The sequence below is a fragment of the Paenibacillus artemisiicola genome, assembly GCF_017652985.1.
GTDB lineage: Bacteria > Bacillota > Bacilli > Paenibacillales > Paenibacillaceae > Paenibacillus_Z > Paenibacillus_Z artemisiicola.
The window spans coordinates 117,751-129,742 of the sequence record NZ_JAGGDJ010000014.1; the positions used below are offsets into that span (position 1 = coordinate 117,751).

At 62.8% G+C, this 11,992-nt stretch carries 11 protein-coding genes; all 11 read right to left on the reverse strand.

The genetic code is table 11. The features are described from left to right. Positions 1–17 precede the first annotated feature (17 nt). Positions 18–1,277: a methionine gamma-lyase family protein gene (locus I8J29_RS17740; protein ID WP_208848872.1), complete on the reverse strand. Its 1,260-nt coding sequence runs from the start codon at positions 1,275–1,277 to the stop codon at positions 18–20. Between the two features lie 75 nt (positions 1,278–1,352). Further along, on the reverse strand, positions 1,353–2,645 hold the full coding sequence (gene hflX / locus I8J29_RS17745) for a GTPase HflX (protein ID WP_208848859.1): 1,293 nt from the start codon (positions 2,643–2,645) through the stop codon (positions 1,353–1,355). 37 nt (positions 2,646–2,682) lie between these two features. After that, on the reverse strand, positions 2,683–3,666 hold the full coding sequence (locus tag I8J29_RS17750) for an AAA family ATPase (RefSeq protein WP_208848860.1): 984 nt from the start codon (positions 3,664–3,666) through the stop codon (positions 2,683–2,685). Between the two features lie 105 nt (positions 3,667–3,771). After that, entirely contained in the window at positions 3,772–4,452 is a 681-nt protein-coding gene (locus I8J29_RS17755) for a YdcF family protein (protein WP_208848861.1), read from the reverse strand. Beyond that, positions 4,449–5,003: a ribonuclease FAU-1 family protein gene (locus I8J29_RS17760; RefSeq protein WP_090636001.1), complete on the reverse strand. Its 555-nt coding sequence runs from the start codon at positions 5,001–5,003 to the stop codon at positions 4,449–4,451. Before I8J29_RS17760 ends, I8J29_RS17755 begins: the two co-directional genes overlap by 4 nt. 284 nt (positions 5,004–5,287) lie before the next feature. After that, positions 5,288–6,037: a peptidylprolyl isomerase gene (locus I8J29_RS17765; RefSeq protein WP_240546277.1), complete on the reverse strand. Its 750-nt coding sequence runs from the start codon at positions 6,035–6,037 to the stop codon at positions 5,288–5,290. Positions 6,038–6,098: 61 nt separating this feature from the next. Next, entirely contained in the window at positions 6,099–8,831 is a 2,733-nt protein-coding gene (locus I8J29_RS17770) for a PBP1A family penicillin-binding protein (RefSeq protein ID WP_208848862.1), read from the reverse strand. Positions 8,832–9,032: 201 nt separating this feature from the next. Then, entirely contained in the window at positions 9,033–9,272 is a 240-nt protein-coding gene (gene hfq, locus I8J29_RS17775) for an RNA chaperone Hfq (RefSeq protein WP_090635997.1), read from the reverse strand. Further along, entirely contained in the window at positions 9,269–10,276 is a 1,008-nt protein-coding gene (gene miaA / locus I8J29_RS17780; protein ID WP_208848863.1) for a tRNA (adenosine(37)-N6)-dimethylallyltransferase MiaA, read from the reverse strand. The genes hfq and miaA overlap by 4 nt, the downstream gene beginning before the upstream one ends. Next, on the reverse strand, positions 10,273–11,043 hold the full coding sequence (locus I8J29_RS17785) for a class I SAM-dependent methyltransferase (protein ID WP_208848864.1): 771 nt from the start codon (positions 11,041–11,043) through the stop codon (positions 10,273–10,275). The genes miaA and I8J29_RS17785 overlap by 4 nt, the downstream gene beginning before the upstream one ends. Further along, positions 11,040–11,992 (reverse strand): DNA mismatch repair MutL family protein (locus tag I8J29_RS17790; protein WP_476703911.1); only part of this gene is annotated, 953 nt, incomplete at its 5' end. The genes I8J29_RS17790 and I8J29_RS17785, both read right to left, overlap by 4 nt.

Consider the following 11,992-nt stretch of genomic DNA (forward strand, 5'->3'; position numbering starts at 1 on the left):
GCCATGCCAAAAACGTGTCAAGTTGTGTGAGGTTTAGTGTGAGGTTTAATTACAATCAACTCTCGTTCGGCAAGCAGCGATAACGCATTCAGAACCCCGTATTTGACATGGGCGTAGGTAAGCCCGCCTTGCATGTAGGCGATGTACGGTTCGCGGATCGGCGCGTCCGCCGACAGCTCCAAGCTGCCGCCCTGCATGAACGTGCCCGCCGCCATGATGACGGGATGCTCATAGCCGGGCATGTCCCACGGCTCGGGCACGACGTGGGCGTCGACCGCCGACGCGCGCTGCACGCCCTGGACGAACGCGATCAGCTGGTCCGCCTCCTTGAAGCGGATCGCCTGGATCAGATCGGTGCGCGGCGCGTCGAAGCGCGGATTGCTCTCGAAGCCGAGCAGCTCGAACATCGCCGCTCCGAACACGCTGCCCTTGAGCGCTTGTCCCACCAGATGCGGCGCGAGGAACAAGCCCTGGAACATCGCGCGCAGCGTGCCGAGCGTCGCGCCTACTTCGCCGCCGATGCCCGGCGCCGTCAGCCGGTAGGCCGTCAGCTCGACCGCTTCCCGGCTGCCGGCCACGTATCCGCCGGTCGGGGCGAGGCCGCCGCCCGGATTCTTGATCAGCGAGCCGGCCATGAGGTCGACGCCGACCTGCGTCGGTTCGAGCTCCTCCGTGAACTCCCCGTAGCAGTTGTCTACGAACACGTAGACGTCGGGTTTCAGCGCTTTCGCGCGCGCGACCATCTCGCCGATCTGCGCGACCGTATACGACGCGCGCCAATCGTAGCCGCGCGAGCGCTGGATGCCGATGACGCGCGTGCGCTCCGTGACGCGGGCCGCGACGGCTTCCCAATCGATCGAACCGTCGGGCAGCGGCGCGACTTCCCCGTATCCGATGCCGAAGTCCTGCAGCGAGCCTTTGCCGTCGCCCGGCTTGCCGATCACTTTGTGGAGCGTATCGTACGGCCGGCCGGTGATATAGAGCAGCTCGTCCCCTGGACGAAGCAGCCCGAACAGCGCGCAGCTGATCGTATGGGTCCCGGACACGAAGTGCGGCCGGACGAGCGCCGCCTCGGCGCCCATCACGTCCGCGTAGACCAGATCGAGCACTTCCCGGCCGCGGTCGTTGTAGCCATAACCTGTCGAGCCGTTAAAATGAAAGTCGCTTACCCGATGCTTCTGGAACGCATCGATGACCTTCCACTGATTGCGTTCGGCGATGCCGTCGAGCGAACGAAAAACAGGGGCGGCCTGCTGCTCCGCAGCCTCCGCCCACATCGTCAACGACTGCCAATGGTTTCCTTGCTGTCTCACGATTCCAGTCTCTCCTCATGCACGCATGCTTATGGTTGCTTATGGTTGCCGCACGTAGCCGTCGAGCTTGTGCCCGTGCAGCTCGTAATCCTGCCTGTTCAATTGTATCGTCATCAGCATCGTCTCGCCGTCGACGGTCTGTTCGAGCACCTCGCCCGACCGATAGGCCAAAGCGATCAGATCGCCCCGGTCCGCGGGCAGCGCGAACGTCCGGGTATCCCCCGTCAGCTTGTCCTGCACCGTTTGGCGCAGCCGCTCCAGATCGTCCGGATTGAAGGCGCTGACCGCGAGCGTATCCGGTCCGTTCGCCGGCACGAGCTGCGGGCCGTTCGCGCCGACGAGGTCGATCTTGTTGTACACCGTCACCTGTGGCTTGCCGGCAGCGCCGAGCTCGCCCAGGATGCGCTGCACGACCTCCATCTGCTCCTCGCGCATATCCGAGGCGCTGTCGACGACATGCAGGACGAGGTCCGCTTCGAGCACCTCTTCCAGCGTCGCGCGGAAAGCCGCGATCAGGTCGTGGGGCAGGTTCTGGATGAACCCGACGGTGTCCGTCAGCACGACTTCCTTGCCGCTCGGCAGCTTCCAGCTGCGCGACGTCGGATCGAGCGTCGCGAACAGCTGGTTCTCCACGTAGACGTCCGCCTGCGTCAGCTCCCGCAGCAGCGTCGACTTCCCGGCGTTCGTGTAGCCGACGAGCGCGACCTGCTGGACGCCGGATTTGCGCCGGCGTTCGCGGTGCAGATTGCGGTGCCGGACGACTTCCTCGAGCGTATGCTTCAGATCCGTGATCCGGCCGCGAATGTGCCGGCGGTCGGTCTCGAGCTTCGATTCGCCGGGACCGCGCGTCCCGATGCCCCCGCCGAGCCGGGAAAGGTTCTTGCCGTGGCCCGACAGCCGCGGCAGCAGATAGCTCAGCTGCGCCAGCTCGACCTGAATGATGCCCTCCCGCGTCTTGGCGCGCTGGGCGAAGATGTCGAGGATAAGCTGCGTTCGGTCGATGATTTTCAAGTCCAGCGCTTCTTCCAGGTTGCGCACCTGGGCGCCGGAGAGCTCCTGATCGAAGATCGCCGTCGTGGCGCCGAGCTCTTCCGCGGCCGCGCGCAGCTCCTCGACCTTGCCCTTGCCGATGAACCACTTCGTGTCGACCTTCTCCTTGTTCTGCGTCAGGGACGTCAGCACTTCGACGCCCGCCGTCTCGGCGAGGCTGACCAGCTCGCGCAGCGAAAGCTCCGGATCGCCGGAGCCCCGCTTGATATCCGGCGTGACGAGGCTGACGAGAACCGCCCGCTCCCTCGCGTCCGTATCCGTATCGTATGTCGTTGGCCGCATCGGTGTCGTCTATCGCTCCTTATTCGTTCGCTGTCTGTCATTTCTCCCACTTCAGATCCTCGGGCCGCACGGACATAAGCTCCTGCTTGCCCGGCGAGCCGGTCGGATATTGCGTCATTAAACGGACGGCTTGATGCCGAAACGCCTTCTCGATAATATTTCGCACGTAGCGCGCGTTGCTGAAGGCGAACAGGGACATCGCCTTCTCCTGCATCAGATGCTGGCGCAGCTTGAAGACCGACTGCGGCATCAGCGCATAATCGCGGTTCCTGGCCATCAGCTCGGCGATCTGAATCAGCTGGTCGATCGAATAATCGGGGAACTCGATCTGGATGGGGAAGCGCGACGGCAGCCCGGGATTCGTCATCAGGAAATGTTCGATTTCCAGCGGATAGCCGGCCAGAATCAGCACGAATTGGTTGCGGTAATCCTCCATCGCCTTCACGAGCGTATCGATCGCTTCCTTGCCGAAATCCTTCTCGCCGCCGCGCGCCAGGCTGTACGCTTCGTCCACAAAGAGGACGCCCCCGAGCGCCTTGCGCACGAGATCTCGCGTTTTCTGCGCGGTATGGCCGATGTATTCGCCGACGAGGTCCGCCCGCTCCACCTCGATCATATGGCCCTTGGTCAGCACGCCCATCTTCTGAAACAGCTTCGCGACGATGCGCGCGATGGTCGTCTTGCCCGTGCCGGGATTGCCCGTGAAAATCATATGGTACACATGCGAGCCGCCCGACAGACCGGCGTCGGAACGCATCCGGCTGATCTGCAGCAGCGCGTAGATCTCATATATCAGCGTCTTGACGTTCTCCAGACCGACCATGGGATCGAGCTCGCGTTGAATGTCGAGGAACGGATCGCCGGGCGTCAGCGGCCTTGCCGCCGGCGCCTGTTCGCTCTCCAGCTGCGGAGGCGAGCTGCCCGTAGTTGCAAACGGCTCGCTGCCGCGAAGGACTACATTGATTTGGCGGGCGGGCCGCCCGTTGCCGCCGCCGCCGGAAGTTACGACTCGATCGTCCATGTCTGCTCCATCACCTATCCTTCACTGGATCGTTGGCATCTAATCCATTGTATTCTAGCGATGGCAGGCATATTAACAGATTTCAGCCGAGCCCGGGAGCATGCTTCAGAAGGAATCCGGCAGGCGGAGGCCGAGCCGCATCAGCTGCTCGTCGACCTTCCACTTGGTGAACGCCAGCACCTCGCGGGAGTCGTTGTACGCGACGCTCAGCACCTTCGATTTTCGGCCGAGCACCGTGGTGTTCGACGCCGGATAGTCCAAGTATTCCGCGATTTCCTTGGCTCGCGGCGCATGGAAATCGTGGGTGACGACCAGCAGCCGCTTCCATCCCCGCTTTGCGGCGAGCGGCTTGCTGAACAACAGGTTCTCGTACGTGCTCCGGGCGTCGTTCTCGAGTACCATGGCCGCGGCCGGGACGCCCTTGGCCGTCAAATAATTTCGCATGCCCTCCGCTTCGGTCAACGTGGAGCCGTTATGGTCGAGGCCGCCGGACAGTATGAAATGGCCGAACAGCCCCTGCTTGTACAATTCGAAAGCGTAATCGAGCCGCTCCTGCAACCCGGGGCTTGGCCGATCGGACCAAAGCGACGCGCCGAGGACGATCGCGGCGTCCGCTTTCGGGACCGGCTTGGGCAGCTCGTACCCGGAGATGACCCAGAGCAGATAGGCGCACCAGAAGGCGCCGATCGCCGCGACCCAAGCGCAGATCCGCAGAAAGAGGACGAACGGACGGAATTTTCTGCGGGAGCCGCGCTTGGCCGGGCGCTTGACGGCGGCCGCTTTCACGACTCGCTGAGCTCCCCGCTCTGCGCCAGCGTCTTGCGGTGCTTCAGGCTAAGCGTGAAATATCGGAACCGTCCGTTCCGAATCGTCGACAGCAGCCGTCCGGCCGTCTTGCGGGCGAGCGCGGCGTCCTTGTTCGTGACCGCCCCTTGCGACACGGCTTCCTCGAGCTCGTCTTCGTCCAGCAGGAAGACCTCCCCGCTCGGCAGCACGACGACGTCCAGGTACAGATCGTCGAACCACGGCACCTGCTGATCGGTCAGCCCCTGCGTCTTGCAAATATCGATATACCATTGAACGACGCGGTTCTTATCGTCGAACATCGTCGTGACGACAAAGTGTTCGCCGCGGGGGAAGTGCTGCATCCACAAATATCCGCGGTCGGCAAGGCATAATTTACGTCCGTTGTATTCTTTCCACAACGGCTCGCGCAATTCATGGATCCGGTAAAAGGTTACCAGGCCCTTGAACTCATCCCCGTCCATGTTCAGGCACGTATAGCTTCTGCGCAGGATGCGGCGCCAGTTGGCCCGGTCAGAAAATTTTCGCTTCATACGGAACGACCTTTCCGTTAGGATCTCGCTTCATTCGCTGCGCGGAACGTAAACCAAGCGGCAGGACGATGTCCCTCGTCGAAATGAAACGGCTGCAGCTAGATGCAAGTCACATCCCCAGAAAGATAAACGGAACGCAGGCCATCATAACCTCGGTATCTTTAAAAAAAGATTACCACAACTTAACGTCCATCTCCAGCAACCCCGGAAAATAAACCAAGCCCCGCCTCGTCCGCCCAACGAAAAGAGAGAACGGCGCGCTGCCGTTCTCCCCTTGGCCAAGCTTATTTCTCCGAAATCGAAATCGATTGGATCGTGACGTCCTCGGTCGGCGCGCTCTCCTCGCCCGTCGCCGGATTCGCGGTCACCGGCGTCGCCGCGATCGCTTTCACGACATCCATTCCCGACGATACTTTGCCGAAGATGGTGTAGTTCGGCATGCTGTTCAAGTTCGCCGCGTCCGCACCGGTGCAGATGAAGAACTGGCTGCCGCCGGAATCCGGCTGGCCGGTGTTCGCCATCGCGATGACGCCTTCCTCGTACTTGTAGCCCTTGTTCAGCTCGTCCGGAATCGTGTAGCCCGGGCCCCCGGCGCCGGTACCGGTCGGGTCGCCGCTTTGGATCATGAAGCTTTGGATGATCCGGTGAAACTTCACGCCGTCGTAAAATTTCTCTTTGGACAGGAACACGAAGTTGTTGACCGTCTCCGGCGCGTCCTTCGCGTACAGCTCGATCGTGAAATCGCCTTTGTTCGTGCTGAAGGCGGCGCTATACGATTTGGCCGCGTCGATCGCCATCTTCGGCTTCTCGGACCACTGCTTCGATTGGCCGGTCGCGGCGTTCGAGGCGCCGGAATTGCCTCCGCCGTTCCCATTGCCGCCGTTCGATCCGCCGCCGGCCGTCGTTTCGGTCTGCGTGCCCGGATTGGTTTGGTTATTGGTTGCCGTATCGTCGGGTTTAGTGCCGCACGCGGACGCTACAAGCAGCATCGCGGACAGGACGACCGTAAGCGCCGTCCGATTCTTCATCGTCATCTTCGTCTTAACCTCCGCAATCGCATTCGTTGTGTTCGTACTAACCGGTACGCCGCCCGGTTCAGTGCGTCGTCAGGAGCGGAACGTCCGTGCCGTTGCCGCCCGAACCGCCGTCCGTGCCGGAATTCGCGCCGCCGGGGGTAACGCTTTTCGTCTTGACGTCGCCTGCCGGCGGAGTCGTTGTGCCGTCGGCAGGCGTCTGGCCGCCGTTAACCGGGGTCTGGCCGCCGTTGCCCGGCGTTTGACCGCCGTTATCCGGCGTCTCACCGCCGTTGGCCGGCGTTTGACCGCCGTCGCCCGGCGTCTGGCCGCCGTCGCCCGGCGTCTGGCCGCCGTTTCCCGGCGTTTGGCCGCCGTTATCCGGCGTTTGGCCGCCGTTGTCCGGCGTTTGGCCGCCGTTGCCCGGCGTCTGGTCGCCGTTATCCGGCGTTTGGCCGCCGTTATCCGGCGTCTGGCCGCCGTTATCCGGCGTCTGGCCGCCGTTATCCGGCGTTTGCCCGTCGTCGCCGCCGTTGCCCGGCGTGCCCGTATCGGGATTGTCCGGCTCTCCCGGCGGAAGCTCGGCGGCCGGAACATCCACCTTCGCGGCTGCCGAAGGCGTGCCTTCCATGTTCGTGGACGGATCGAACGCCGCCACGTAATATTCGTAGCTCAGGCCGGGCGCGATGGCCATATCGTCCACGCCCGTCGCGGTGAGCGAATCCATCAGCCGCGTAAACTCCGCCTCGCCCGTTGCCTTGCGGTAAATCCGGTACGTCATGCCTTGACCTTCCACGGGCGACCACGCCAGCTGCACGGCGGCCTTCTGGTCGTTGTAGACGGCGCTGAAGTTCGCGATCCCGACCGGCGGCTTCTCTTCGTGTTCTTCGGCCGGTTTCGTGAAGCTGCCTTTCGGCACGCCCTTCATCGCCTCGTCCATGACCTTGCCGAACATGGCGGCGGACTGCTCGCTGCTTTTCTTGATCATGTGATTCTTATCGGTACGATCATACCCCATCCAGACGACGGCTGTCCATTCGGGCGTGTAGCCCGCGAACCAGGCGTCGCGGTTATAGCCGTTGCTGAGACCGGGAATCCCGTTCTGCGTCGTGCCCGTCTTGCCGGCTACCGGACGGTCGAGGCGGGCGTTCACGCCGGTGCCGCCTTTCTCGAGCACCGCCTGCAGGACGTCCGTCATGTACGCGGCCGTGGCCGGCTTCATGACCTGAGCGGCGCTCGGCGCGTTGTACGTGTAAATCGGCTCGTCTTCCTGATCGGTAATCTTGATCAGCGCGTGCGGGTCGACGCTCTTGCCGCCGTTCGCGAACGCGCTGTACGCCTTCGCCATCTGGAACGGCGTCACTCCGTACGTCAAGCCGCCCAGGCCGATGGCCAAATTGCGGTCCTTCTCGGCGTCCAGCTCGAAGCCGAGCTTCTTGGCGAAAGCGAGCCCTTTGCCGACGCCGATTTGGTTCAGCAGCCAAACGGCCGACGCGTTGCGCGACTCCTTGATGGATTGGCGCATCGGGATCGCACCGAGGTATTTCACTTTGTTGGAGTCGGACGGGCAATAAGAGCCGTAGCAGGTTTTCACGTCCTGCAGCGTCGACCACGGGAACCAGTCGCCCGTCTCGATGGCGGGGCCGTAGACCGTGATCGGCTTGAACGACGAGCCCGGCTGACGGGGCACCAGCACCCGGTTCAAGCCTTTGTTCACGTAATCGCGTCCGCCGACGAGGCCTTGGATCTCGCCGCTCCGGTGATCGACGATGATCATCGCGGCCTGCTCCTTCTGTTCGTCCACGCTCTTCTCGAAATTATCGTCGTCCTCGAATTCCTTCTCCATGGCCGACTGCGCCTGCGTGTTCAACGTCGTGTAAATCTTGTAGCCCTTGATGCGCAGCTCTTCCTCGGTAATGCCGCCGACCTTCTCCGCTTCGTCGATGACGTAGTCGACGAACGCCTGGTACGTCGGGGTATCGTCCGATTCGTCGCGCTGCACCGGCTTGTAATCGACCGCCTTGGCTTCCTCCATCTCGGCCTTCGTGATGTAGCCCTGATCCGCCATGAGCGTAAGCACGACGGCGCGGCGCTCCTTCGAATTGTCAGGGTTGTTGATCGGGTTGTACGTCGACGGCGCCTTCGGAATGGCCGCGAGCGTCGCGATCTGCCACAGCTTCAGGTCTTTCACGTCGGCGTTGAAATACGTCTGCGCCGCGGCTTGCACCCCGTACGCGCCTTTGCCGAAATAGATCCGGTTCAGGTACATCGTGATGATTTCGTCCTTGGTCATCTTGTGCTCGATCGCGACGGCGATGGACGCCTCCGTCGCTTTCCGGAAGAACGTTTTGTCCTGGGTCAGGAACAGGTTTTTGGCCAGCTGCTGCGTGATCGTGCTTCCGCCTTCGACGGCGCTGCGCGCGACGACGTCCTTCACGAGCGCGCGCCCGATCGACCAGAGGTCGATGCCGGAGTGCTTCTCGAAGCGCTGGTCCTCCGTCGCGATGACGGCGTCGCGCATCAGCTCGGGAATTTCGGCGAATTCCACGTTCTCGCGGTTCGCGCCCAGCTTGACGACTTCCTTGCCGGCGTTGTCGTAAATCGTCGACGCTTCCGGCAGCTCGAATTTATCTTGATTGTCGGCGAGGATGCGTTCCCCGTTCAATATGATGAGCATATACCCGATGATGCCGCATACGACGGCGATGGCCGCCGTGAAAAACAGCCAGACGGCGAGCTTGCGCCGGCTGCGCTTCTTTTTCGGTTTCGCTTTTTTCTCGGTCTTGCCGTTCCTGCTTCGCGGTCCTTCTGCCATAAGACGAGGTCCCCTCCAATTCGAAAGCCTTTTCTCTCTAGTTATACCCTATATGTGTAAACGGCAACGAACGCCCCGAAACAGGCAATCCCTGCAAACGGAAAAGCAGCCTCGCACGGACGCAAGGCTGCTCTTTCGTGCCGATATCCAATTAAACGATGCATGTCGCGAAAAGGTTTCAAAACATGCCCGCCGGGTTGCTTACGCTTCGTTGTCCTGAACCTGCATGAGCGATACGTTGCGCTGCGGGGTAAACGTCGAGATCGCGTGCTTGTACACCATCTGTTGGCGGCCTTCGCTGTCAATGACGATCGTGAAGTTGTCGAATGCCTTGATGACACCGCGGATCTGGAAACCGTTCGTCAGATACACGGTTACCGGCACGCTGTCTTTGCGAAGTTGATTCAGGAACGTATCCTGAATGTTGATAGATTTGTTCATTGCGCGTTACCCCCATCGTCAAAAGGTTGATTAACATTATATTCGGGTTCCATCCTAAACTTTCCTGCTATTATAGCATGAATCGCTTGCAAATTCTTGTTAAAATTTTCACCTGCGTCGATCCAATTAATGTCAGGCATATGCCTGAACCAGGACAGCTGCCGCTTGGCGAAATGCCGCGTGTCGCGCTTCAGCAGCTCGACCGTTTGGTCCAGCGAGAGATGCCCCTGCAGGTACGGCACGATCTCTTTATAGCCCAAGCCGTGCATGGAGACGGCGCCCTCCGGCACGCCCCGCTCGAGCAGGCCGCGGACTTCGTCGACCAGCCCTTCCGCCAGCATCAGCTCCACCCGCTCGTTGATGCGGGCGTACAGCTCCGCCCGGTCCATCGTCAAACCGACGATACAGAGTTCGAAGGGAGACGTCTTTTTCTGTCCCGCCTGCTGCTCGGAGAAGGTCGTGCCCGTCAGGCGGTGAACTTCCAGGGCGCGGATGACGCGCCTTTGGTCGTTCGGATGCAGCCGCTCCGCGGCTTGCGGATCGACGGCGCGCAGCTTGGCGTGAAGCGCCCCGGCGCCGTTCGCGAGCGCGTACCGCGCCATTTCCTCGCGGAACGCGTTATCGGAGCCGACGTCGGCGAAGCCGTAGCCGTACGCGACGGACTCCACGTACAGGCCCGTCCCGCCGACGATGAACGGCAGCTTGCCGCGGCTTTGGATCTCCGGGATCAGCGCCGCGCAGCGCTCCTGGAACTCCGCCACGGAGAACGGGTGCGCCGGATCGCAGATGTCGATCATGTGATGCGGGACGCCCTCCCGCTCCTCCGGTTTGATTTTGGCCGTGCCGATATCCATGCCCCGGTACACTTGTATGGAATCGCCCGAGATGATTTCCGCGTTCCACGCTTTGGCGATGTCGAGACTGAGCCGCGTCTTGCCGACGGCGGTCGGTCCGATCAGCGCGAGCAGCTTCGGTTTCGCGGACGGTTCGGTTACTGGATTCATGCCTTGATGATCACTCCGTAAGCGATTTTGTTGCGGTGCCGGCTTTCGAAGCCGAGCCGTTCGAATTCGCCGCTGTCGGCGTGCTCCTTGAGCGCGACGCATTTGCGGGCGACGCGCAGCGCCTCCCGGATCGACGCTTCGCCGAGCGCCGCGCCGTTCGCCAGCGCCCGCAGCGGCGACAGCGCCGACGAGTCGTGCACCGGCTGGCGGAACATCGGGTCGAAATAGACGATGTCGACGCTCTTGTCGGGCAGACGCTTCAAATAATCGAGATGGTCGGTCAAGCGCATCGCGATCCGGCGCAGCGCCTCGTTCACGTCCTCGTGCTGCGTCCGGTACGTGCGCAGCCCTTCGCGAACCACCGTGTACAGCACCCGCTCGCTCTCGAGGGCGGTAACCGACCCTTCCGGGCCGACGGCGTACGCGAACACGATCGAATCGGACCCGAGTCCGGCGGTGCAGTCGACGACCGTATCGCCGGGCTGGCAGCCCGTGACCGCGATCAGCGGATCCCCCTCGCCCTTGCGCATCCGCTTGACGCGGACGTACGCCATGCTGGGATGAAAATACAGGGGGGCCTCCGAATCCTCATAATAGCGCAGTCCGCGGTCGTCCGCAACAAGCAGGCGGACGTCCTCGTGCTTGGCCTTCAGCAGCAGCAGCGAATCCTGCTTCCGGGGGACGAACCTGGCCCCGAGCTCCTCCGCGAGCCCCCGCGCGTATTCGGTCTGCTCGGGCGTGGGCTTCTGCGGCGTCGTGACGATCATGACATCACCCGCTTGAACATTTTCTCGAGCTGGTACGTCGTCATATGGACGACGATCGGGCGGCCGTGGGGGCAGGTATACGGCTGCGCGCACGCCGCGAGACGGCGGAGCAGCCCTTCGCCTTCCTCGCGGGTCAGCCGGTCGTTGGCCTTGATCGACGCCTTGCACGAGCACATGATCGCCGACTTCTCGCGCAGCTTGCCGATGTCGACGGCGCCGCGCTCCTGCAGCAGCCAATCCGCCATCTCCCCGATGACGTCCCCTTCCTCGCCGGCCGGCAGCCATTCCGGGTAGGCGCGGACGAGGAACGTGTTGGCGCCGAACGGCTCCAGCTCCACGCCCGCTTCCTGCAGCAGCGGCAGCTTCGCCTGCAGGGATGCCGCCTCGGCCGCCGTGAATTCCAGCGTGAGGGGCACGAGCAGCTGCTGGCTCGCCTGCTCCGGACGGCCGAATTTAGCCAAATAATATTCGTAGTTGATGCGTTCGTGCGCCGCGTGCTGATCGATCAGGAACAGGCCTTCTTCGTTCTGCGCGACGATATACGTGCCGTGCAGCTGGCCGATCCAGTACAGTTCCGGAAAGGCCGGCGCCCCTTGAACGGCGGGCCGTTCCGGAGCGGCGGCCGCGGAGGACGAGGCAGCCGCGGATGCATCTGCCGCGGCGTTCGCGCCGGCCGCTTCTTCAGCCGCCTGCGGCTCGAGGCCGCTTGGCGCGTACGCGGCGTCCCCTCGGCGAACCGGCGCTTGCGGCGCGGCCGCCGGAGCCGGCGCGGCATAGCCGCCGGCCTGCGGCTCCGGCGGCCGCCCCTGATCCGAAGAGCACTCGTTTGAACTCCTGTCACCTGATCTTCTTGTATGTCGTCTTCTCTTTGTATAAATGGGGGGGGGGGGGGGGGGGGGGGGGGGGGGGCGGGGGGAGGGGGGGGGGGGAGGGGGGCGGGGGGGGGGGT

Coding starts and splice junctions, on each gene's coding strand:
- I8J29_RS17740 (WP_208848872.1), bottom strand. CDS start 1,277: ATGTGGGCGGAGGCTGCGGAGCAGCAGGCCGCCCCTGTTTTTCGTTCG.
- hflX (WP_208848859.1), bottom strand. CDS start 2,645: ATGCGGCCAACGACATACGATACGGATACGGACGCGAGGGAGCGGGCG.
- I8J29_RS17750 (WP_208848860.1), bottom strand. CDS start 3,666: ATGGACGATCGAGTCGTAACTTCCGGCGGCGGCGGCAACGGGCGGCCC.
- I8J29_RS17760 (WP_090636001.1), bottom strand. CDS start 5,003: ATGAAGCGAAAATTTTCTGACCGGGCCAACTGGCGCCGCATCCTGCGC.
- I8J29_RS17765 (WP_240546277.1), bottom strand. CDS start 6,037: ATGACGATGAAGAATCGGACGGCGCTTACGGTCGTCCTGTCCGCGATG.
- I8J29_RS17770 (WP_208848862.1), bottom strand. CDS start 8,831: ATGGCAGAAGGACCGCGAAGCAGGAACGGCAAGACCGAGAAAAAAGCG.
- hfq (WP_090635997.1), bottom strand. CDS start 9,272: ATGAACAAATCTATCAACATTCAGGATACGTTCCTGAATCAACTTCGC.
- miaA (WP_208848863.1), bottom strand. CDS start 10,276: ATGAATCCAGTAACCGAACCGTCCGCGAAACCGAAGCTGCTCGCGCTG.
- I8J29_RS17785 (WP_208848864.1), bottom strand. CDS start 11,043: ATGATCGTCACGACGCCGCAGAAGCCCACGCCCGAGCAGACCGAATAC.